At 70.8% G+C, this 21,809-nt stretch carries 18 protein-coding genes; 3 read left to right on the top strand and 15 right to left on the bottom strand.

Translation table 11 applies throughout. The annotated features are described in order from the left end of the window. Nucleotides 1-996: 996 nt before the first annotated feature. The 4 genes from ctaD to H504_RS0101910 form a co-directional block, all read right to left on the bottom strand. Nucleotides 997-2,772, bottom strand: a complete 1,776-nt coding sequence (gene ctaD, locus H504_RS0101895; RefSeq protein ID WP_026421365.1) for an aa3-type cytochrome oxidase subunit I — start codon at nt 2,770-2,772, stop codon at nt 997-999. Between the two features lie 139 nt (nt 2,773-2,911). After that, a complete protein-coding gene (locus H504_RS0101900) occupies nt 2,912-4,153 on the bottom strand; it encodes an aldehyde dehydrogenase family protein (protein ID WP_026421366.1) in 1,242 nt (413 codons plus the stop codon). Nucleotides 4,154-4,211: 58 nt separating this feature from the next. Next, complete coding sequence (locus tag H504_RS32890) at nt 4,212-4,841, bottom strand: TetR/AcrR family transcriptional regulator (RefSeq protein WP_035302990.1); 630 nt, start codon at nt 4,839-4,841, stop codon at nt 4,212-4,214. A 63-nt stretch (nt 4,842-4,904) separates the two neighbouring features. Then, nucleotides 4,905-5,615 carry a M50 family metallopeptidase gene (locus tag H504_RS0101910; RefSeq protein ID WP_425394025.1) on the bottom strand — a complete coding sequence of 237 codons (711 nt, stop codon included), beginning with the start codon at nt 5,613-5,615 and terminating at the stop codon, nt 4,905-4,907. Nucleotides 5,616-5,745: 130 nt separating this feature from the next. Here H504_RS0101910 and H504_RS39305 point away from each other — a divergent pair, with 130 nt between their 5' ends. Both H504_RS39305 and H504_RS0101920 read left to right on the top strand, forming a co-directional pair. Beyond that, nucleotides 5,746-6,126 (top strand): hypothetical protein, encoded by a 381-nt coding sequence (locus tag H504_RS39305; protein ID WP_084467297.1) that lies wholly within the window; start codon nt 5,746-5,748, stop codon nt 6,124-6,126. A 140-nt stretch (nt 6,127-6,266) separates the two neighbouring features. Next, nucleotides 6,267-6,470, top strand: a complete 204-nt coding sequence (locus tag H504_RS0101920; protein ID WP_026421369.1) for a cold-shock protein — start codon at nt 6,267-6,269, stop codon at nt 6,468-6,470. Between the two features lie 111 nt (nt 6,471-6,581). Here the strand turns inward: H504_RS0101920 and H504_RS0101925 are convergent, their stop codons facing one another. From H504_RS0101925 to H504_RS0101940, 4 genes are all read right to left on the bottom strand, one after another. Beyond that, a complete protein-coding gene (locus H504_RS0101925) occupies nt 6,582-8,486 on the bottom strand; it encodes a Calx-beta domain-containing protein (protein WP_245614031.1) in 1,905 nt (634 codons plus the stop codon). 246 nt (nt 8,487-8,732) lie between these two features. Then, the gene (locus H504_RS0101930; protein ID WP_035302991.1) at nt 8,733-9,338 is read right to left on the bottom strand and encodes a LutC/YkgG family protein; all 606 of its coding nucleotides are present in this window, start codon (nt 9,336-9,338) and stop codon (nt 8,733-8,735) included. A gap of 2 nt (nt 9,339-9,340) precedes the next feature. Then, entirely contained in the window at nt 9,341-10,702 is a 1,362-nt protein-coding gene (locus H504_RS0101935; RefSeq protein ID WP_035302992.1) for a LutB/LldF family L-lactate oxidation iron-sulfur protein, read from the bottom strand. A 56-nt stretch (nt 10,703-10,758) separates the two neighbouring features. Further along, nucleotides 10,759-11,457: a (Fe-S)-binding protein gene (locus H504_RS0101940; RefSeq protein WP_026421373.1), complete on the bottom strand. Its 699-nt coding sequence runs from the start codon at nt 11,455-11,457 to the stop codon at nt 10,759-10,761. Between the two features lie 170 nt (nt 11,458-11,627). Here H504_RS0101940 and H504_RS0101945 point away from each other — a divergent pair, with 170 nt between their 5' ends. Continuing rightward, nucleotides 11,628-13,988, top strand: a complete 2,361-nt coding sequence (locus H504_RS0101945) for a Tex family protein (RefSeq protein WP_026421374.1) — start codon at nt 11,628-11,630, stop codon at nt 13,986-13,988. A 425-nt stretch (nt 13,989-14,413) separates the two neighbouring features. Here the strand turns inward: H504_RS0101945 and H504_RS0101950 are convergent, their stop codons facing one another. The 7 genes from H504_RS0101950 to H504_RS0101980 all read right to left on the bottom strand — a co-directional run bounded on the left by H504_RS0101950 (nt 14,414) and on the right by H504_RS0101980 (nt 21,775). Then, nucleotides 14,414-14,731 carry an STAS domain-containing protein gene (locus tag H504_RS0101950; protein ID WP_051385396.1) on the bottom strand — a complete coding sequence of 106 codons (318 nt, stop codon included), beginning with the start codon at nt 14,729-14,731 and terminating at the stop codon, nt 14,414-14,416. 105 nt (nt 14,732-14,836) lie between these two features. Beyond that, on the bottom strand, nt 14,837-15,646 hold the full coding sequence (locus tag H504_RS0101955; protein ID WP_026421376.1) for a phosphate ABC transporter ATP-binding protein: 810 nt from the start codon (nt 15,644-15,646) through the stop codon (nt 14,837-14,839). A 10-nt stretch (nt 15,647-15,656) separates the two neighbouring features. Continuing rightward, nucleotides 15,657-16,568: a class D sortase gene (locus tag H504_RS0101960; protein ID WP_026421377.1), complete on the bottom strand. Its 912-nt coding sequence runs from the start codon at nt 16,566-16,568 to the stop codon at nt 15,657-15,659. A gap of 82 nt (nt 16,569-16,650) precedes the next feature. Further along, on the bottom strand, nt 16,651-18,273 hold the full coding sequence (locus tag H504_RS42280; protein ID WP_211239239.1) for a hypothetical protein: 1,623 nt from the start codon (nt 18,271-18,273) through the stop codon (nt 16,651-16,653). Between the two features lie 43 nt (nt 18,274-18,316). After that, nucleotides 18,317-19,072, bottom strand: a complete 756-nt coding sequence (locus H504_RS0101970) for a hypothetical protein (RefSeq protein WP_026421379.1) — start codon at nt 19,070-19,072, stop codon at nt 18,317-18,319. Continuing rightward, the gene (locus H504_RS32900) at nt 19,059-20,099 is read right to left on the bottom strand and encodes a WxL protein peptidoglycan domain-containing protein (RefSeq protein ID WP_051385397.1); all 1,041 of its coding nucleotides are present in this window, start codon (nt 20,097-20,099) and stop codon (nt 19,059-19,061) included. The genes H504_RS0101970 and H504_RS32900 overlap by 14 nt, the downstream gene beginning before the upstream one ends. A 101-nt stretch (nt 20,100-20,200) precedes the next feature. After that, nucleotides 20,201-21,775, bottom strand: coding sequence for an Ig-like domain-containing protein (locus tag H504_RS0101980; RefSeq protein WP_051385398.1), 1,575 nt, complete (start codon nt 21,773-21,775; stop codon nt 20,201-20,203). Between the last annotated feature and the right edge of the window lie 34 nt (nt 21,776-21,809).

Genomic DNA, 21,809 nt, shown 5'->3' on the forward strand with positions numbered 1-21,809 from the left:
CGCGAGTTGTCAAGAGGGGACGGCGTGAAGCTGTGGACAACCCAACCACGTGTGCACAACCACCCCGACCAAGCCCACCCGGTCGGGGCCGACCGCACGCTTGACGGAAACGCCGCCGTGGTCCAGACAGGAGCCCGCCCACCCGGGGGCCGGGGGCCCATTCCTGACCATAGCGCGGAACGCGGGTTGTCAAGAGGGGATGGCCTGGAGCTGTGGACAGTTCGACGACCTGTGCACAACCACCGCGCCCAAGCCCACCCGATCGAGCCCCACCAGACCCTTGACCGAAACGCCGCCGTGGTCCAGACAGGGGCCCGCCCACCCGGGGCGCCGGGGCCCATTCCTGACCGTAACGCGGATCGCGAGTTGTCAAGAGGGGGCGACCGGATGTTGTGGACAATCCGACCGCCTGTGGACAGGTATCGCGTCCAACCTCAACCGATCGGGGCCGTCCAGATGCTTGACGAAAACGCCGCCGTGGTCCAGGCAGGAGCCCGCCCACCCGGGGGCCGGGGGCCCATTCCTGACCATAGCGCGGAACGCGGGTTGTCAAGAGGGGATGGCCTGGAGCTGTGGACAGTTCGACGACCTGTGCACAACCACCGCGCCCAAGTCCAACCGATCGGGGCCGTCCAGACGCTTGACGGAAACGCCGCCGTGGTCCAGACAGGAGCCCGCCCACCCGGGGCACCGGGGCCCATTCCTGACGATAGCGCGAAACGGGACTTGTCAAGAGGGGGTGGCCGAGGCGTGTGGACAGCTCGGCAGTGTGTGGACAGCCACGAACAAGGGTCAACGGCGGTAGAGCGAAGGGGGTTGGCTGGTGGAGAGCCGGGCGCGGTGTTGGTGGCGGTAGGAACGCGGGGCGCGCGGTGGGGGTTGATCTTCCGGAAAAGGGAAGGCGGGTGGGGCTTAGGCACTTCACGCGCCCAGGCTCCACCCGCCTCAGTCCTTCCGGCCGGCCCCGCCGGGTGAGTCATCCGGCGGCCGGTTCGCTCAATTGGGCAACGTGGGGTCGCCCTTCGAGATCTCGTCGGGGTTCATCTTCTCCGCCACGACCTCGGAGGGGGCGGGTTTGTGGCCGTGGCCACCCAGCAGGCCGACGTACTTGTCGGCCTCGGCGATCTCGCGCATGTGCGGGTAGTGCAGGTCGAACGCGGGCCGTTCGGAGCGGATGCGCGGGAGTTCGGTGAAGTTGTGCCGGGGCGGCGGGGAGCTGGTGGCCCATTCGAGGGAGTTGCCGTAGCCCCACGGGTCGTCGGCGGTGACGATCTCGCCGTAGCGGTAGCTCTTGAAGATGTTGTAGATGAACGGCAGCGTCGACGCGCCGAGGATGTAGGCACCGATGGTGGAGATCATGTTCAGCGTCTGGAAGCCGTCGGTGGGCAGGTAGTCGGCGTACCGGCGGGGCATGCCCTCGGCGCCGAGCCAGTGCTGGACCAGGAACGTGCCGTGGAAGCCGATGAACGTGGTCCAGAAGTGCAGCTTGCCCAGGCCCTCGTCGAGGAACCGGCCGGTGATCTTCGGGAACCAGAAGTAGATGCCCGCGAAGGTGGCGAACACGATCGTGCCGTAGAGCACGTAGTGGAAGTGCGCGACGACGAAGTACGTGTCGGACACGTTGAAGTCGATGGCCGGTGCGGCGAGGAGCACGCCGGTGAGGCCGCCGAAGAGGAAGGTGACCAGGAAGCCGACGCTGAACAGCATCGGGGTCTCGAAGGTCAACTGCCCCTTCCACATGGTGCCGATCCAGTTGAAGAACTTCACGCCGGTGGGCACCGCGATGAGGAAGGTCATGAAGGAGAAGAACGGCAGCAGCACGGCGCCGGTGGCGTACATGTGGTGCGCCCACACGGTGACCGACAGCGCGGCGATGCCCAGGGTCGCGTAGATCAGGCCGCGGTAGCCGAACAGCGGCTTGCGGCTGAAGACCGGGAAGATCTCCGACACGATCCCGAAGAACGGTAGAGCGACGATATAGACCTCTGGGTGGCCGAAGAACCAGAACAGGTGTTGCCAGAGGATGACGCCGCCGTTGGCCGGGTCGAAGACGTGCGCGCCTAGTTGTCGATCGGCGAGGAGGCCGAAGAGGGCCGCGGTCAGGATCGGGAACGCGAGCAGCACCAGCAGGCTGGTGATCAGGATGTTCCAGGTGAAGATGGGCATCCGGAACATGGTCATACCGGGCGCGCGGAGGCAGACCACGGTGGTGAGCATGTTGACCGCGCCGAGGATGGTGCCGAGACCGCCGACGGCGAGACCGGTGATCCACAGGTCCGCGCCGATGCCCGGCGAGTGGATCTTGTCCGACAGCGGGGTGTAGGCGAACCAGCCGAAGTCGGCCGCGCCGCCCGGGGTGAGGAACCCGGTCATCACGATGATGCCGCCGAACAGGTACAGCCAGTAGGAGAACGCGTTCAGCCGGGGGAACGCCACGTCCGGCGAGCCGATCTGCAGCGGCAGCACGAAGTTCGCGAACCCGAACAGGATGGGCGTCGCGTACAGCAGCAGCATCACCGTGCCGTGCATGGTGAACAACTGGTTGTACTGCTCCTGGGACAGGAACTGCTGGCCCGGCACGGCGAGCTCGCTGCGGATCAGCATGGCCATGGCGCCGCCGACCATGAAGAAGGCGAACGACGTGACCAGGTACATGACGCCGATCTGCTTGTGGTCCGTCGTGCGGAACAGCCGCAGCAGGTACGAACCCTTGGCCGTCTCGCGTGCCGGATAGGGCCGCGTGGCGATCGGCTGCGGGGCTACTGCCGTCACTCCTGCCTCCTGCAACTGGTGGGCGATCGTCGTCGGACCGGCGGGACGGCCCGTTGGGGGGATCGTAGCCCCGGGCGCGGTCCCGGGCTCGGGTGGGGACGGTGTGCTGTGGACAACTCGTGATCGGCAGTTGCCCAGGTCACACCGGCAGGACGGCGTACTGGCGCAGGGTCAGGTCGGTGAAGGTGACCGGGCCGCGGGGGCCGGGGACCCGATCGATGTTGATCCCGGTCTCCGGCACGCCGAGCAGCCGGAACCCGTCGAGCAGCCGGGTGGGCGCGTTCCAGAAGACACCCGTTCCGGTGTACCCGGCGATGAACTCGTCCGCGGTGGCGCGGTCGGCGGTGACGATGCCCGCGGCCAGGCCGGACGTCTCGGTGTTGGCGACGCGCAGGGCGTGCCGCAGGTCGTCGACGGGGGCGACGGTGACGGTGGCCTCCCGGTCGGCGTCCAGGGCCCACTCGTAGCCGATGGGGTGCTCGTGCGGGGGCAGCGAGGCGGTGACCCCGGCGGCGGCGAGGGCGGCCTGGACGCCGGGCAGGGCGCTGTCGTAGACGTCGCGGTGGATGAGCAGCAGGTTGAGGCGGTTGCAGACGCCGAGCCGGTCCAGGCTGCGGGTGATGAGGTCCGCGGCGACCTGGTCGTCGGCCTTGGCGTCGTAGTACAGCACTCCCCCGCCGTCCGCGTGCGCGAGCGTGCGGACACCGCTGGCGGCGGCGCGGCGGCCGAGTTCGCGGGTGCTCTCACCGCTGCCGCGCAGGATCACCAGGGGAATGAGGTGGGGTAGGTCTACGAGCGCTCCGGCGGCCTCTCGGTCCGGGCTGGGGACGAGCTGGATCGCATCGGAGTCCAAACCGGCGTCGGACAGCGCGGGCGCCACGACGTGCTCGATGAGGGTGGTCGCGGACCTTAGCGCCGCCGAGCCCGTGCGCAGGACGCCGCCATTGCGCGATTTGACCAATTGGGACGCCACGTCGACGGTGACGTTGGGGCGGGCCTCGTAGTTGGCACCGATGACTCCTACCGGGCGGCGCAGCTCGACCAGCCGCAGGCCACCGTCGAGGGTTCCCACCTGGCGGGACCGCTCGGGGTGCGGCACGGAGGCCAGCAGCCGCAACTGCTCGGCCATGCCGGTGAGCCGGTCGTCGGTGATGCGGAGCCGGTCGAGCAGTCCGCCGCTCATCCCGGCGGCCTCGGCGGCGGCCACGTCCCCGGCGTTGGCGGCGAGGACCTTGGCGCGCGCCGAGGACAGCCGGGCGGCGATCTCGGCGATCGCGTTGTCGATGGTCTCGTCGTCCGCGCCCGCCAGCGACGGCGCCGCCGCGAACGCCTTGGCCGCGCACGCGGACACGAGTTCGGCGGTGGTGGGCTGGTCGGTCACGTTCGTTCCCTTCGCTGGGGTGCCGGAGCCTGAGAGTCTGCCCCATGCCCCACCAGCGCTAACCGCCGATGGTCGACTCGTAGCAGGCGGCGACGAACCGCAGCCGCCGGTCGTCGAGGTCGGGCCGCGGGTAGACGGCGTTGACGAAGGTCTCGCCGTCGAACAGGTGCAACCCGGTGAACACGGCCACCTGTCGGATGTCATCCGGTTGGGCGGCGATGGCCGGGATGCGCAACGCGGTGGTGTATATGTCCGCCGAGTAGGCCTCGATGGTGGGAGCGAGCCGGGCGCGCAGGTCGTCGTCGGTGCGGGCGGCGAGCAGCAGTTCGAACCACACGATGTTCAGCGGCGCCCGGGAGGCGGCCCGGATGGCGCGCAGGACCTCGACGAACTCGGCGCCGCCGGAGAAGAACGGGGCGGTGCGCTCGAGGAAGTTCGCGACCTGCCGCCGCCCGACCTCCTGGGCGGCGGTGACGACCAGGTCCAGCCTGGTCTCGAAGTGCCGGAACAGCCCGCCGTGCGAGACCCCGGCCCGCCCGCAGATCTCCTGCACGGAGGCCTTGGCGTAGCCGACATCGGAGATGGCGGCGATGGTGGCGTCGACCAGCTTGCCGACGGTGGCCTCCCGGCGCTCGCGCTGGGTGCGCCGCCTGGGTTGGACCGGTGGGTGCGCCTGCGCCTCGGTCATCGCCTCGCCCTCTCGACGGGTTTTCCGAGCACAACGCGCGAGACGCGGGGAGGAAACGTGCTTTCACAGCAACAGCCAGCCGACGGCCAGCAGCAGCGCGCCGATGTTGATCATCGTGAAGGCGCCGACCCAGAAGAACCCGGGTGCGCCGGTGAGCCGCGCGAGCTGGTCGGCGTCGGACTCCGGCGCCTGCCCGCGGCTGCGCTTGGCCTGCAGCTCGACGACCGGCCGAACCCCGCCGACCAGCAGGAACCAGGCGATCAGGTAGGCGAACCCGGCCTGGATCCGGTCGGGCGCCAGCCAGGACACCGCGAACAGCACGACCCCGGTGAGGACCACGGAGAACACCCCGTAGGCGTTGCGGACCACCACCAACACCGCGAACAGCAGGATGCCGCAGACAACCAGCACCGCCGTCACCCGATCGGCCGCCAGCAGAGCCGCGAACACCAGCCCGAGCACCGACGGGGCCACGTACCCGGCCAGTGCCGTGCACACCATCCCCGGCCCGTCGGCCTTCCCCCGCGACAGCGTCACGCCGGAGGTGTCCGAGTGCAGCCGGATCCCGGCCAGCCGCCGCCCGGCCAGCACCGCGACCACCGCGTGCCCGGCCTCGTGCACGATCGTGATCACGTTCCGCGCGGGCCGCCACAACCCGTTGACCAGCACGACGACCAGCGCCGCCGCCGCGGCCACCAACACCACCTCCGGTGGCGGCTGCCAGTGGTCGCCGAAGATCTGCTGCCAGATGTCCTTGTTCACCGCTGCCCGCACCCCACCGATCCTCCCCCAACCCGCTCCGCGAGCCCGCCCGGCACCGGAAGGCACTGCGGCGCAGGGGTTGCGCGTCGCCGCCCGGGAGTTCGACGGGCAGGGGGTGGGCCGCGCTGGGTAGCCTCCCGGCATGGTGAAACTGACCTGGATTCCGCGGGTTTTGGGCCTGGCGACCGCTGTTTACGGGGCCGCGATCGTGGTGCGGCCCGCCGTGTTGGCGGAACCGACCGGGTTGGTGGCGGCGTCCGGGCGGCCCGCGCGGGGAGTGGCCGTGTTGACCAGGAGTGTCGGCGTGCGGGATGTGGCGACGGGGTTGGCGATGGCGGTGGCACCCGCCGGGGTCGCGCTGCGGTTGGCGATCGCGGTTCGGGTGGTGTCGGACGTGGGGGACGCGGTGGGGTTCGGGACCGGGTTGCCGGAGGCGGGCGCGCGACGGAAATCCGCTGCGGTGGCTGGGGTGTGGGCCGGGTTGTGCGCGCTGTCGGCGTTGGCGGCGGGACGGCGCGGGTGAGGCGGCAACCCGCTCCCCGTTGTCGGTGCGTTGTGGTTGACTGGCTGTGGTCGCCTGTATCGCCAGTGTGGTTGGGGGCGCGGGTGACCGGGATGTCCGCACCAGCGGTCATCCTCCAGCAGGACGGCTAGGAGAGAAGCATGGCCCAGGGCACCGTCAAGTGGTTCAACTCGGAAAAGGGGTACGGGTTCATCGCGCCTGACGACGGCGGCGCCGACGTGTTCGTGCACTACTCGGAGATCCAGACGACCGGGTTCCGGACGCTGGAGGAGAACCAGAAGGTGCGCTACGAGGTCGGTCAGGGCGCCAAGGGCCCGCAGGCGACCGGGGTGACCGCGGTCTGATCGCGGTCTGATCAAGCGCTGAGCGGAGAAGCCCCGCCCGCGGCGGACGCCGGGGCGGGGCTTCTCACTGAGCGGGATCAAGCACTGAGCTGGATCACGCACTGAGCGGGATCAAGCCTGGCAGGGGTTTCCGGTCGGGTGCAGGGTGGTGCCCTTGATGCCCGCCTTGGCCTCGCCGAGGATGACGGTGCCGACGACGGTGTCCAGCGCGAACGCCTGCCGCACGTACTCGCCGTTGACCTGCGTGGTCGCGTTGATCCGCAACGTGCCCGCCACCAGGGGGATGGTGAGGGTGCCGCTGCCCACGGTCACCGCGAGACCGTTGACCTTCAACGAGGCCACGTTCGACGTGGCGCTGAAGACCGGGCTGAGGCTGCCGTCCGGTTGGGCGGTGCAGGTGTAGCCCGCGGACGCGGTGACGGCACCGACCTGGATGTTGGCGATGCCGAGCAGGCTGATCGTGGTGCTGCTGACGGTCGTCGACGACAACACCCCGTCGGCAGCGGCCGGGACCGACGCCTGGTTGTGCGGGGTGAGCACGGTCTGCGAGCCGACGTCGCCGGTGATCACGTTCAGGATGCCGCTGGCGGGCAGGCTGGCGTTGAGCAGGCTCGGCGACTCTTCGACGCACGGGGCGTCCTGGGCGTTGGCGACGGCGGCGGCCAGCAGCAGGATCTTGGCCGCGGTGGCCTGGCAGGTGTAGGTGCCGTCGCGGGTGACGTCCTGGATGGTGCCGGTGCCGGTGCCCTTGCCGATGATGGCGCCGACCGCGTTGGACAGCACGACCTGGAACGTCTCGGTCGGCTCGTCCACCAGGTCGGGCAGGATCGGTACCGCGATCGTCTTCGTCGTGTCGCCCGGCGCGAAGGTCAGCGTGCCGGTGGCGGGGGTGAAGTCGGCGCCCGCGATGGCGGTGCCCGCGACGGTGGCGTAGTTGACCGTGACCGGCGTGGTCGTGCTGCCTGCGAGGGTCACGGTGAACGTCGCGACGCTGGTGCCGGTGCCGGGTTCGAGCACGGTGACGTCGTTGATGGACAAGCCGAGCACGCGGATCGTCGTCGTCTGCGTGTACCCCTGCGACGCGCCGTCGACCAGGTAGTCGACCACGCAGGTGTAGGTGCCGGGGGCGGTGTTCGCGGCGACCGAGACGGTCTCGGTGAAGGTGGCGGCCTTGCCGCTGGCGACCGAGGTCGTCGCGGGCGTGTTGCTCACCGAGACACCGGTCGGGCAGCTCGTCACGCTCGGCGTCACGGCGACCTTGATGTTGTGCAGGCCGTCCAGGATCGCCTGCGGGACGGCGGTGGAGGACACGCCGTTGAGCAGGACGCCGCCGGTCGCGTTGACCAGTGCCGTCGCCTGGCCCCTGGCGTCCAGGCCGGACGAGTTGACCGCGACGACCCGGATCTTGGCGGCCTGCAGCGCGGCGGTCGTGTCGGCCAGGGTGTGGCCGTTGCTCGGGTCGTGCGAGGGCGCGTCGCCGAACATGACGACGACGCGGGAGCTCGTGGCCCGGAAGGCGATGTCGCCGGTGGCGATCCGGTAGAGGGCGTTGAGCTCGTCCTCCGGGAAGTCGCCGCCGCCGCCCGCCGACCACAGCGCCGTGCCCGCCTGCACGGCGGTGACGTCGGCGGTCAGCGACTGGTCGACCTGGAACGGGACGTCGTCGGTCATGTCCTTGTACTCGGCGACGGCGAACCGCGCGGTGGGCGCCTCGGTGAGCACGGACCCGGTGAGGGAGCCGATGTTGGACCGGACGTTGGCGATGGCCGAGGTCATGCTGCCGGTTGTGTCGGCCAGGAACACGATGTCCGGGGTGCTGGGCAGGGTCGAGGTGGTGACGGTCTTGGTGACGGTGGTCGACCCGCCCGGGGCGAGGACCACGTCCACGGTTGACGGCACCACACCGGGCACTCCCGCGTGCGCTGGCGTCACCCCGGCCGCGACCAACGCCGTGACCACGGCGAGTACTACTGGATAGCGGAGGGGTTTTCGCAGCGACTTTCCAACTGAGCGCACGGATCCTCCCATTCGGATGGCGTACCGGCCACCGGCCGGTCCGTCTCCGATCGTTGAGGCGCGGGCAGCGGGACGCCACTGGCCGGCCCCGCAGACCACCGACCTGGGTATCACCCCACTTCTATTGGCGTAGCCACCGGGTTCTCCGTCCTACTGACCGTCCACACGGGGCGGTGCTTGTTATTCCGGTGGGTGAGGTCGTGCGCACCACTGTGGACTTGCGCGACGGGCTGTGACGTCAGTGGGTCAGGGACCGGTGAGCAGCACGACCAGGGTTCGCGGCCCGTGCACCCCTTCCACCCGTTGGAGTTCGATGTCGCTGGTCGCCGACGGCCCGCTGACCCAGGTCGCCGGGAGCCGCGCGGCGGCGTGGTCGAGCTCCGGCACCGCGCCGACGACCCGGTCGGCGGGCACGACGCACAGGTGCACGTCCGGGACGAGGGTGACCGCGCGCCTGCCCTGGTCGGGACCGAGCACGATCGTGCCGGTCTCGGCGACGGCGGCGGCGCACTCGGTGATGACGGCGTCGGTCGCGTCCAGCTCGGCCATCCCCAGCGGCGGGTCGTCCCGGCGAACCTCGATGTCCACTCCGGACAGGTAGTCGGCCGGGAAGCCCGGCGGGACGGCCAACGACCGCAGCCCGAGGTCGCGGACCACCGCCCGCACCCCGGCCGCCACGTCCCAGCCCACGCGGCGCACGTCGGCCCGGTAGTCGGCAGCGCGTTCGGCGAACAGCGCGACCACATCGGTGCCTTCCGGTAAGGCGTGGTCGTAGTCGCGGGGGATGGTGACGGGTTCGCGGCGGGTGGTGGCGGCCCGGATACGGGTGAGGATCTCTGTTCGCGCGTCCATGGTCAGTTCCTCCTTTCCCACCAGTCGCGGAACGACTCGTGGGGTTGGGGCAGGTCGCGGGTGGTGGTCCACCTGCGCCAGGGGCCGGGGAGGCCGGCCAGCCGGGTGCCCAGGCGGGTGAGTCGGCGGGCCAGGGCGAACCGGCGGGGACTGGTGAAGATCCAGGCGGCCGCGCGCATGGCGAGGCGTTCGGCGGGCCGGTGGTGGACCTCGGCGCGCAGGTGGACCAGGGCGCGCGGTATGTCGATCTTGACGGGGCAGACCTCGTAGCAGGCACCGCACAGCGACGACGCGTACGGGAGGCTGTCGGCGACCGGGTCGGGGCCGCGCAGTTGCGGGGTGAGGATGGCGCCGATGGGGCCGGGGTAGACCGACCCGTAGGCGTGGCCGCCGGTGCGTTCGTAGACCGGGCAGACGTTCAGGCAGGCGGAGCAGCGGATGCAGCGCAGCGCGTCCCGCCCGATGTCGTCGGCCAGGGCCCGGGTGCGGCCGTTGTCGAGCAGCACCAGGTGGAACTCGCCGGGTCCGTCGCCGGGGGTGGCGCCGCGCCAGATCGAGGTGTACGGGTTCATCCGCTCCCCGGTGGACGAGCGCGGCAGCAGTTGGAGCATGACCTCCAGGTCCCGCGACGTCGGCACGACCTTCTCGATGCCGACGACGCTGATCAGCACCTCGGGCAGGGTCAGGCACATCCGGCCGTTGCCCTCCGACTCGACCACCACCAGCGCCCCGTTCTCGGCGACGGCGAAGTTGGCCCCGGACACCGCGACCCGCGCGGACAGGAACTTGCGCCGCAGGTGCGCCCGCGCGGCGGCGGCGAGGGCGACCGGGTCGTCGGTGAGGTCGTCGGTGCCCGCCATCTCCCGGCGGAACAGCTCGCGGATCTGCGCCCGGTTCCGGTGGATCGCGGGCACCAGGATGTGCGACGGCCGGTCGTGTCCCAATTGGACGATCAACTCGGCGAGATCGGTCTCCACCGCGGCGATGCCCGCGTCGGCCAACGCCTCGTTGAGCTCGATCTCCTGGGTGGCCATCGACTTGACCTTGACCACCTCGTCCGCGCCCGCCGCCCGGACCAACTCGACCACGATCCGGTTGGCCTCCGCCGCGTCGCGCGCCCAGTGCACCACTCCCCCGGCGGCCGTCACCTGCTCCTCGAGCTGGAGCAGGTACGTGTCGAGGCTGCCCAGCACCTCGTCCTTGATCGCCCGGCCCGCCTCGCGCAGCGCCTCCCAGTCCCCGCGCTCGGCGACGACCCGCGCCCGCTTCGCGCGGATCGTGCCCGTCGCGGCGCGCAGGTTCGCCCGCAACTGCGGGTCCGCCAACGCTTCCCGCGCCGCTTCGGGGAACGCGGGCATCCCCATCCACACACTCACGGCCGTATACCTCTCTTGTTCGGGCTGCTGTCTCCCATTTGCCGTCAATCCCCGCTGGCCAGGATCTCGGCCACGTGCAGGACACGGGTGGCCGCGCGCCAGCGGGAGAGCAGGCCGCCGATGTGCATGAGGCAGGAGTTGTCGACGGCGGCCAGGACCTCGGCGTCCGTGGCCAGCACGTGTCTGGCCTTGTCGGTGCCCATGGCGACGGAGGTGTCGGCGTTCTTGAGCGCGAACGTGCCGCCGAAACCGCAGCACTGGGTCGCCTCGGGCAGGTCGACGAGGCTGAGCCCGCGGACGGCGCGCAACAGCGCCGTCGGGCGGTCGCCGAGGTTGAGGGCGCGTAAGCCGTGGCAGGTCGGGTGGTAGGTAACCCGGTGCGGGAAGACCGCGCCGACGTCGGTGACGCCCAGAACATCGACCAGGAACTCGGTGAACTCGTGCACGGGCGGTACCCGGACGCCGGGGGCGACGAGGGCGGGGTGGTGCTCGCGGACCATCGCCACGCAGGACGCCGACGGGGACACGACGTGGTCGAGTCCGGCGAAGTCGGTGGCGAACTTGCGGGCCAGCGGGGCGCACTCGGACCGGTAGCCCGTGTTCAGGTGCGCCTGGCCGCAACAGGTCTGGGCGAGCGGGAACACGACCTCGTGCCCGAGCCGCTCCAGGACCCGGACCACGGCCTTGCCCACACCGGCGAACAGCATGTCGTTGAGGCAGGTCAGGAACAGTCCGACGCGCATGGTGACCTCCTTCCGGCACGACCATCGCACAGCCGGAAACCTCGTGCACGAAGTTGTCCACAGGCCGACCCGGCGCCGGAAGTTGTCCACAGGCCCGGCACCCAGCCGCCCGCGCCGCCCGCCGGTCCGCCAGAATGTTCGACGGACAGTGACAACAGGCGGGAGTAGCGATGAGCGCGCCAACCCTGGGGATCAACCAGCGGATCGCCGAGGAGCTCGGGGTGCGGGAACGGCAGGTCACGGCCGCCGTCAACCTGCTCGACGGTGGCGCGACCGTGCCGTTCATCGCCCGGTACCGCAAGGAGGTCACCGAGGCGCTCGACGACCAGCAGTTGCGCACCCTCGAGGAGCGCCTGCGCTACCTGCGCGAGCTGGAGGAGCGGCGCACCGCGATCCTCGACTCGATCCGCGAGCAGGGCAAGCTCGACGACGCGCTCACCGCGCAGATCATGGCCGCCGACGCCAAGGCCCGGCTGGAGGACATCTACCTGCCGTACAAGCCGAAGCGGCGCACCAAGGCGCAGATCGCCCGCGAGGCCGGGCTGGCGCCGCTGGCCGAGGGGCTGATCGGCGACCCGTCGGTCGACCCGCGCGCGGCGGCCGAGGCGTTCGTCGACGCGGAGAAGGGCGTCGCCGACGTCTCCGCCGCGCTCGACGGGGCCCGCGCGATCCTGGTCGAGCGGTTCGCCGAGGACGCGGACCTGATCGGTGAGCTGCGCGAGCGGATGTGGGCGCGCGGCGTGGTGGCGTCGAAGGTGCGCGAGGGCAAGGAGGAGGACGGCGCGAAGTTCGCCGACTACTTCGAGTTCTCCGAGCCGTTCGAGAAGCTGCCGTCGCACCGCATCCTGGCGCTGTTCCGCGGGGAGAAGGAGGAGGTGCTGGAGCTGGCCCTGGAGCCGGACCCGGACGCCGACCCGACCGCGGTGCCGCCGGTGCGCAGCGAGTACGAGGTCCGCATCGCGCAGCGGTTCGGCGTCGCGGATCTGGGCCGCCCGGCGGACAAGTGGCTCTCGGACACGGTGCGCTGGGCGTGGCGGACCCGGATTCTGGTGCACCTGGGCATCGACCTGCGCTCCCGGCTGCGGCAGACCGCCGAGGACGAGGCGGTCCGGGTGTTCGCGACGAACCTGCGCGACCTGCTGCTGGCCGCCCCGGCGGGCGCCCGCGCGACCATGGGGCTCGACCCGGGGTTCCGGACCGGGGTCAAGGTCGCCGTGGTCGACGCGACCGGCAAGGTCGTCGCCACCGACACGATCTACCCGCACGTGCCGCAGCAGCGCTGGGACGAGTCGCTGGCCAGGTTGGCGAAGCTGGCCAGCGAGCACGAGGTCGACCTGATCGCCATCGGCAACGGCACGGCGTCGCGGGAGACCGACAAGCTCGCGGGCGACCTGATCAAGAAGGCCGCCGAGCTGAAGCTGACCAAGGTCGTGGTGTCCGAGGCGGGCGCGTCGGTGTACTCGGCGTCGGCGTACGCGTCGCAGGAACTGCCCGGTCTCGACGTGTCGCTGCGCGGCGCGGTGTCCATCGCGCGCAGGCTGCAGGACCCGCTGGCGGAACTGGTGAAGATCGACCCCAAGTCCATCGGCGTCGGCCAGTACCAGCACGACCTGTCCGAGGTGAAGCTGTCCCGCTCGCTCGACGCGGTCGTCGAGGACTGCGTGAACGGCGTCGGGGTCGACGTGAACACCGCGTCCGCCCCGCTGCTGACCCGGGTGTCCGGCATCGGCGCCACCCTCGCCGAGAACATCGTCGCGCACCGGGACACCAACGGCCCGTTCCGCAGCCGGAGCGGTCTCAAGGACGTGGCCCGGCTCGGCGCCAAGGCGTTCGAGCAGTGCGCGGGCTTCCTGCGCATCCCGGCCGGGGACGACCCGCTCGACTCGTCGAGCGTGCACCCCGAGTCGTACCCGGTGGTGCGGCGCATCCTGGCCAGTACCGGTGGCGACCTGCCGTCGTTGATCGGCAACACCGGCGCCCTGCGCGCGCTGCGGGCCGAGGCGTTCACCGACGAGAAGTTCGGGTTGCCGACGGTCACCGACATCATCGCGGAACTGGAGAAGCCCGGACGTGACCCGCGGCCGGAGTTCAAGACGGCGACCTTCGCCGACGGCGTGGAGAAGCTCGCCGACCTGCGGCCGGGAATGACGCTGGAGGGCGTGGTCACCAACGTCGCCGCGTTCGGCGCGTTCGTGGACATCGGCGTGCACCAGGACGGGTTGGTGCACGTGTCGGCACTGTCGAAGAACTTCGTGAAGGACCCGCGCGAGGTGGTCAAGTCCGGCGACGTGGTGCGGGTGAAGGTGCTGGACGTGGACATCCCGCGCAAACGCATCTCACTCACCCTCCGCCTCGACGACGAGCTCCCCACCGCAGGCGGTGGCGGCCAGCAGCAGCGGCGGGACAAGGGCAAGCCACAGGGAAACCAGCGCGGCGGTGGTGGCAGTAAGGGGAACCAGGGCAGGCGCAACGAACCGCCCGCCAACGGCTCCCTCGCCGACGCCCTGCGGCGGGCGGGGTACAAGGGTTAGTCCCAAATGGATGGTGGTGCCGTGGCCAGGTGTGCGCGGCACCCACGGTCGCGCTGGCCGTGGGGGGTGTTGGCCCCGCAGGCGGTGTGGGTGACCCGAGGTGGTGGGCACGCCGATTCACCCAGGCTGCCAAGCAGGCGGATGGGCCGCGCAGGCCGCCTGCGCGATGAGGCAACGCCCGGCAGGTCACTCAATAGTGAGAGGCCGTCCAGGCAGGGCTTCGAAGTCACGTGCCGGAGGCGGTGACCTTCAAGTGGGCATTGATGTTCACCCTGGGCCGCCAAGCAGACGGAATTGGCCGCAGGCCGCCTGCGCGACAAGGCAACAACGCCCGGCACCCCGCTCAACGGCCGGATGCCGTCGAGGCAGAGCCTTGAAGTCACGCACGCTCAACGGTGGTGCATCGCTGAGGCGGGGCCGGAGGGTCACGTGCCGGAGGTGGTGACCTTCAGGTGGGTGTTCATGCCGTTGGCGTCCAGGACGCGGGAGACGGCGGTGGAGATGTCGACCAGGCGCAGCCAGCCGCCGGTGCGTTCGAGGCGGCGTTGGGCGGCCAGCAGGGCGTTGAGGCCCGCGCAGCCGAAGAACTCGGCGTCGGACAGGTCGATGATGAGGCCGGGTTTGCCGCTGCGTTGTTCGGCGACGGCACCGAGCAGGAAGCGTTCGAGGATGCCCGCGGCGACCAGGTCGACCTCACCGCCGATGGCGACCAGGACCACGCCGGGGGCCGGGGCGGGTTCCAAGCGAAGATCCACCACACCCCCAGGCACGACACCGCGACGTCACCCACGCTACCCGCAGGGCCGCCCACGGGACGACCCCTCGATCGGGTTACCCGCGGCCGTGGATCAGCCGAAGCGGCCGTGCACGTAGTCGGCGGTGCGCTGGTCGACGGGGGCCTCGAAGATCTGCTGGGTGGGGCCCTCCTCGACGATGACGCCGGGGGTGCCCTGTTCGGCGAGGAAGAACGCGCACTGCTGGGAGACGCGGGCGGCCTGCTGCATGTTGTGGGTGACGATCACGATCGTCACCTCGTGCGCGAGTTCCGCGATCGTCTGCTCGATGCGGCGGGTCGAGGTGGGGTCGAGCGCGGAGCAGGGCTCGTCCATCAGCAGGACCTTGGGCCGCACGGCCAGCGAGCGGGCGATGCACAGCCGCTGCTGCTGGCCGCCGGAGAGGGCGCCGCCCGGTTGGCGGAGCCGGTCGCGGACCTCGACCCACAGACCCGCCTTGGTGAGGCATTCCTCGACCAGGTGGTCGCGTTCGCCGCGGCCGACCTTGATGCCGGTCAGCTTCAGCCCGGCCACCACGTTGTCGTAGATGGACATCGCGGGGAACGGGTTGGGTTTCTGGAAGACCATGCCGATCTGCTTGCGGGCGTCGGTCAGCTTCCTGGTCGAGTCGTAGATGTCGGCGCCGGACAGCAGCACCTCACCGGCCAGCGAGGCGCCGGGGATGAGCTCGTGCATGCGGTTGAGGGTCCGCAGGAACGTGGACTTGCCGCAGCCGGACGGGCCGATCAGCGCGGTCACCGAGCCGCCGGGCATGACGAGGGAGACGCGGTCGAGGACCTTGCGTTCGCCGAACCAGGCGGAGATGTCGCGGGCGTCCAGCGAGGCCAGGTCCGCGGCGGGCGGCAGTGGTTGGGTGAGCGTCATCGGAGGGTCCTCACATCATGTTGGGCAGGAGGGCGGCGGCCTGGTCGGCCAGGGTGAGACCGACGGCGCCGACGACCGGCACCCCGATCACCCAGGCCTGCCACCGGCCGACCCGCTGGCGGACGTAGACGACGGCGACCCCGGCGGCGACCAGGATCAGCGTCCAGAGCACGAGCGGCACCAGCGCGGACTCGTCGCCGACCATGGCCTTCTCGTTGTCGGGAACGGCGAACGCGGGCAACTGCCGGGTCTTGGCCTGCTCCTCGGTGACCTGCCGGGCGTCGACCCGGATCACGTCGGTGGGCAGGAAGTAGTCGCCGTCCGCGGTGGCCAGGGTGAGCCTGCCCTCCCCAGCGGGCAGCGGGGACTCCTTGTCCCCGGCGCGGCGGACCTTCGACACCATGTAGCGGGCCTCGCCCTGACCGGTGGTGACGACGATCTCGTCGCCCGCGCGCAACTGGTCGATGCGGGAGAACGGGCCGCCGTAGGTGGCCTTGCGGCCGTAGATCACGCTGGTGCCGGTCTGGCCGGGCAGCGGGGTGTTGCGCAGGTGGCCCGGCCCGGACTTGAGGGTGCGCGCCGAGGTGCCCTCCAGCACCACCTCCTGCAGGCCCAGCTTGGGGATCTCCAGGATGGCGACCGGGGTGCCGCTGTCCAGGAGCCTGCCGTTGTCCAGACCGCCGACCGGGGCGGTCGCGTTGGCCAACTGGACCCGGAAGTCGGTGTACGCGGTGTTCTGGTCGCGGTCGTGCTTGATGCCACCGATGAGGGTGAGCTGGGCGACGAAGCACAACATCACCGCGCCGACGATGGCGATCATGTGACCGGCCAGCAGCAGCCCCGTTTTCTCCGCGCGCGCGGCGGGTTCGGGCTGGACCGGCGCGGCGGGTTGCGGCGCGGGCGGTGTGTCGAGCGTGGTCACCCGGGTGTCCTCTCTCCGTGACGACCGGTGTGCGCCGCGGGGTTCACCGCGGCGCACACCGGCGTCAGGCCAACAAGTCGGCTCAGTCCTCGGTCGGCCACTCGACGGGCGTGACGCCCGCGGCGGCGCGGCGACGGCGGGCGGCGACCAGCGCGAACGCGCCGAAGCCGACGAGCGCGGTACCGGTCAGCAGGGCCAGGCCGACGGAGGCGCCGGTGCTGGCGAGGCCACCGCTGCCACCGGTGCCCGAGGTGCCGGAGCTGCCCTGCGGGAGCGGCTCGGCGGCCGTGGTGGTGTCGGTGGTGGTGTCCGTGCTCGACGTGTCGGTGGTGGTGCCACCGGCGGTCGTCGTGGTCGTGGTACCGGGCGTGGTGGTCGTCGTGGTGGTGCCGCCCTGCTTGACCTTCCACAGCATGGTCTGCTTGCCGGAGTCGGCGGGGTCCGGACCGAGGAAGAAGGTCAGGTCGACCGAGTAGTACGCGACGTCGACGCTCGCGAACTGGTCCACGCACAGCAGTTCGACGGTGTAGTCGCCCGCGACGAGGTCGACCGAGTTGTCCTTGGCGACGTCGGTGAACGACAAGGTCTGGGTGCCGGTGAAGGCCGCGTCGGTGGAGAACTCCGAGCTGGTCGGGACAGCGGCCTGGAAGCCGGTCGAGAAGGCGCCGGGGCCGCGGAAGTTGATGCGGTAGCCGTCGGACTTGACCGCCGGGCAGGGACCGTCGGTGATGTAGGTCGGCGCGTCGATGGCCAGGCCGTTGTCCTTGCTGGGGGTCAGCTTGCCCAGCTTCTCGGGGCCGCTCGGGGTGGTGGTGGTCGTCGTCGGCTTGGTCGTGGTGGTCGACTCAGTCGTCGTGGTCGGCTTGGTCGTGGTCGTTGTGGTCGCCGTGGTGGTCGTCGTGGTGGTTGTCGGCTCAGTCGTGGTGGTGGTCTGAGTTGTGGTCGTCGTCGGCTGAGTCGTCGTGGTGGTGGGCTCAGTCGTGGTCGTCGTCGGCTGAGTGGTCGTGGTCGTCGGCTCAGTCGTCGTCGTAGTGGGCGGAGTCGTCGTGGTGGTCGTCGGCTCAGTGGTGGTCGTGGTCGGCTGAGTCGTCGTCGTAGTGGGCTGAGTCGTGGTGGTGGTCGGCTGAGTCGTCGTGGTGGTGGGCTCAGTCGTGGTCGTCGTCGGCTGAGTCGTCGTGGTCGTCGGCTTGGTCGTGGTGGTGGTCGTCGTCGTTGTCGTGGTGGGCGGCGCCGACGGGTCGGTTAACTGCCAGTGCTTCTCGTCGGTGAACCACAGGTTCTTGGTGAAGGTGCCCGTGCTGCGGTCGTTGAACTGGTCCGTGCAGAACACGACCACGGTGTACTTGCCCGCCGTGATGGTGGTGGAGTGGTCCTGCGCGACGTCCTTGAACGTCAGCCCCTGGGTGGCGGTGAACGCCTGGGTGTTGGAGAAGCCCGCCTCGGACACCGAGGTGGCGATGAAGCCCACGTCCCACACACCCGGGCCGTAGACCCGCAGCGCGTAGCTGTCGGAATTGTCGGTGCAGGGACCGTCGGTGATGTACGACGGCGCGTCCACGTCCAGGCCGGTGGTCTTGCTGGGGGTGAGCGACCCGAGGGTCGCCGCGGGGGCCTCGGCCCCACTGGTGCCCGCGGCGAGGATGACGCCCGCCGCCGCGGTGGTGACGACGGCCGCGCCCGCCGCGATCATTTGGCGCTTACGCATGAGTTCGTTTCCTCCTGGTGGTGAGTTGCGGCCGGGGTCGGCGTCACTCGGTTTCGGACTCGGTGCTGCGCGTACCCCGCCTGCGAACCACGGTGACGACGCCCGCGATCACGAGGATCACGACCACGCCCGCGGCCAGGTAGAGGAACGGCTGGCTCTTGGAACCGGAGCTCGCGGCGGCGTTGTCCGCCTGCTGCTGCTCGGCGGGTTGCTGCTGCGCCTGCTGTTGCTGCTGGGCGGGCGGCTGCGCCTGGCCGGACTGCGGCGCCTGCTGGGCGGGCGGCGGGCCCGCCTCGGTGCTCAGCCCCAGCTCCGGCGGGATGATCGGCTCGGTGTTGCGCGGCGGGCCCTTCGCCGCGCCGACCGCCGCGTACCGGCCCGCGGCCGGGATGTCGATGGACGCGGTGAAGTCGCCGAAGTCCTGCTGGGAGAACGCGTCGATGCACTTGAGGGTGACGTCGTAGCGGCCCTGCAGGGTGGTGTGGTTGTCCTCGGCGTAGTCGTGCAGCGTGTTCGCGACCGGCACCATGAAGCCCTGGGTGTGCGAGAGCAGCACGTCCGAGGTGGGGACGACGATGACGTTGTCCAGGCCGTGCCCGTTGATGGTCGCGAGGTAGCCGGTGGCGCCCGCCGGGCAGCCCTTGTCGGTCTTGAGCCGCATGGGGACCAGGTCGACGCTCTCCCCCGGCGTCACCAGCAGCCCGCCCAGCTTGTCCGCCGACGCGGTGGCGGGCTGCAGCAGGAGTCCCAACAGGACGGCCAGTACGGCCGTCGCGGCGATTCGGCTAAGCCGACGCATGTTCCACCTCCGGCGTGGACTCGGTCTCCGACGGGTCGGGGTCGGTGGTCTCGACCCGGTTCCGGCGCTTGCGCCGCCTGCGCCAGAGCAGGAACAGCACCAGCAGCGCGACGATGAGCAGGATGATCAGCACCAGCCACGGCACGGCGACGACGGTGAAGCTCGCCTCCACCGCGGTGGCCTGCGGCTGTGGCCCGGCCGGGGCGACCGGGTCGATGTGCACCAGGCCGTCCAGCCAGCCCGCGGGCAGTACACCGGGGACGGTGGTGCGGACCCGGAAACTGTTGCCCGGCAGCAGTTCCGGCAGGTCGGGCAGGTTCGGCGCGGCGGTCTCGGAGCCCCACGGGGTCTCGACGGTGACCTTCTGCCTGCCGCCGAGCCGGACGTTGCCGGTGTTGCGGACCGTGTACTCGATGGTCGTGTCGCCCGAGCCGAACAGCGACCCGTGGTACTCGGCGGACAGGTCGTCGACGCTGAGACCGGGGTGCAGGTCGCCGGAGACGCGCAGGTAGATGCGGGCACCCACGCGCTGCTCGACGGCGACGCGCTGCCCGTCGGCGTTGGTCGCCTCGGTGACCAGGGCCGCCACGATGCCGCCGACGTGGTCGCCGGGGGTCGCGTTCTGCGGGATGGTCAGCCGGAAGGGGACGATCTTGACGCTGCGGCCGGGGACGTCCACCTGGCCGAGGTCGGTCTTCGCCCACGCGCCGACGTCCACCGACTGGTGCCCGGAGGCCAGCAGGTCGAACCCGCCGTCGGGGGTGTTGAAGGCGTCGTTGGCGTAGAGCTTGAGCGACAGCGGCGCGGTGGACACGTTCGACACGGCGACGTAGTCGGTGACGATCGCGCCTGGGGTGGCGCTGTAGCTGAAGTTCGGGCGGTTGTCCGGTGCCTGCGCCGTCGCGGGCCGCACGCCGAAGGTGGCCGGTGCGGCCGCCGCGGTGGCGTGCGCGGTCGTCGGCGCGATCCCGACGGCGAGCAGGGTCAACATGCCCGCGATCGCCGAGCGGAGCCAGATCCGCTTCATGGTCTGTCCTTAGTAGAGGGTCAAGGGGTGTGGGGCGGACCGGGTACCTGGCCCGGTCCGCCCCACCGGCTGTGCGAATCTCAGCCGTTCGCGTTACCGACTCAGATGGCGGTCAGGGTCAGCAGCGCGGAGTAGGTGCCCGCCACAGTGGAGGTGGGCACGTTCAGGGCCAGGTCCGCGGAGAGGTTCGCGGTGCCGTTGCCGCCGAGGGCGGCAGCGGTGGCCAGGGTGCGGGCCGAGGCCAGGCCGAGGCCTGCGGGCGCGGAAGCGCCCGGGGCGATGGCGTTGGCCGGGTTGACAGCGGCACCCACGGTGATGTTCTGCGGGGCGGACTTGTCGACGAGCTTCGGGGTCCAGCCCAGGTTGCCACCGTTGATGGTGTTGGCACCGTTGGAGAAGTCGGACACCTGACCCGAGACGTTCCAGCCCGGGTTACCCGCGCGGGTGTCGGTGACCTTGATCGGGTTGAGCGAGCCCGCGGTGGTCAGCAGCGAACCGTCGGCGGCCATGACCGGGGAGGGCAGGACCACGTTCTGGTTGGCGACGCTGATGAGCAGCTCACCGGCGAGCACGGTGGTGGTGATGTTCTCCGAGGCGGTCACACCGGCGAACGGGGTGACCTCCAGGGCGACGTTCGCCGAGGTGGACGTCACGTACGCGGCGGCGTTGGCAGGCACGAACTTGGCGGAGAACGAGTGCTGGCCCACCGCGAGGGTGGAGGTGGTCAGCGTGGCCGCACCGGCGGACACGGTGACCGGGTTGCCCAGCACGTTGGCACCGTCGTAGAACTGCACGGAACCGGCGGCCGCACCCGGCGCGACGGTCGCGGACAGGGTGACCGGGGAGTAAGCGGACGCGGTGCCGCTCGGGGAGACCGCGAGGGCGGTCGTGGTCGGGGTCGCGGCCGGGGCGTTGACCTGGTACGACACCGCCGGGGAGGTGGAGGTGGCGTAGCCCGCGCCGGAGAACGACGCGGTCAGCGAGCGGGTGCCGGTCGGCAGCGCGGTGGTGGCCAGGGTGGCCACACCGTTGACGACGGCGACCGGGTTGCCCAGGTTGCCCGCGCCGTCCTTGAACTGCACGGTGCCCGCGGCGGTGGCCGGGGTCACGGTGGCGGTCAGGGTGACGTTCGCGCCCTGGACGACCGGGGCGGCCGGGGCGACCGACAGCGCGGTGGAGGTGACCGCCTGCGCGTTCGGGTCGGTGTCCTGCCAGGCGGTGGCCGAGGTGAACCACAGGTCCCTGGTGAAGGTGCCCTTGGTCTCCGCGGCGAACTGGTCGACGCAGTTCACCACGATGGTGTACTTGCCCACGGCGATGGTGGTGCTGTTGTCCAGGGCGATGTCCTTGAAGGACTGGCCCTGCACGACCGGGAAGCCACCGGAGGTGGAGAAGCCGAAGTCGGTCACCGGGGTGCCGACCAGGCCGTTGGCGAAGCCGCCCGGACCGTACACGAACAGGCTGTAGCCGTCCGAGTTGGTGGAGCAACCGGCCGAGGTGGTGAAGGTGGGGGCCTCGACGTCGAGACCGGTGTGCTTGCTGACGGTCAGCGTGCCGAGGGTACCGGCCGGGGCGTCCGCGAGGGCGACGCCTGCGGCGCCGAGGGTGGCCGCGGTGGCGGCGGCGATGGCGACAGCGCCACCGACGATCCTGCGGGCGGAGATGTTGACGCGCACGGTTGTGCAAACCTTCCTAGGTCAGGGAAAGAGC

The sequence above is a fragment of the Actinokineospora inagensis DSM 44258 genome, assembly GCF_000482865.1.
Taxonomy (GTDB): domain Bacteria; phylum Actinomycetota; class Actinomycetes; order Mycobacteriales; family Pseudonocardiaceae; genus Actinokineospora; species Actinokineospora inagensis.

What these genes read in the sequence shown, in the direction of transcription:
- H504_RS32890 (WP_035302990.1), bottom strand. Translation starts at nt 4,841, where the DNA reads ATGACCGAGGCGCAGGCGCACCCACCGGTCCAACCCAGGCGGCGCACC.
- H504_RS39305 (WP_084467297.1), top strand. Translation starts at nt 5,746, where the DNA reads ATGGTGAAACTGACCTGGATTCCGCGGGTTTTGGGCCTGGCGACCGCT.
- H504_RS0101920 (WP_026421369.1), top strand. Translation starts at nt 6,267, where the DNA reads ATGGCCCAGGGCACCGTCAAGTGGTTCAACTCGGAAAAGGGGTACGGG.
- H504_RS0101930 (WP_035302991.1), bottom strand. Translation starts at nt 9,338, where the DNA reads ATGGACGCGCGAACAGAGATCCTCACCCGTATCCGGGCCGCCACCACC.
- H504_RS0101935 (WP_035302992.1), bottom strand. Translation starts at nt 10,702, where the DNA reads ATGGGGATGCCCGCGTTCCCCGAAGCGGCGCGGGAAGCGTTGGCGGAC.
- H504_RS0101940 (WP_026421373.1), bottom strand. Translation starts at nt 11,457, where the DNA reads ATGCGCGTCGGACTGTTCCTGACCTGCCTCAACGACATGCTGTTCGCC.
- H504_RS0101945 (WP_026421374.1), top strand. Translation starts at nt 11,628, where the DNA reads ATGAGCGCGCCAACCCTGGGGATCAACCAGCGGATCGCCGAGGAGCTC.
- H504_RS0101955 (WP_026421376.1), bottom strand. Translation starts at nt 15,646, where the DNA reads ATGACGCTCACCCAACCACTGCCGCCCGCCGCGGACCTGGCCTCGCTG.
- H504_RS42280 (WP_211239239.1), bottom strand. Translation starts at nt 18,273, where the DNA reads ATGCGTAAGCGCCAAATGATCGCGGCGGGCGCGGCCGTCGTCACCACC.
- H504_RS0101970 (WP_026421379.1), bottom strand. Translation starts at nt 19,072, where the DNA reads ATGCGTCGGCTTAGCCGAATCGCCGCGACGGCCGTACTGGCCGTCCTG.
- H504_RS32900 (WP_051385397.1), bottom strand. Translation starts at nt 20,099, where the DNA reads ATGAAGCGGATCTGGCTCCGCTCGGCGATCGCGGGCATGTTGACCCTG.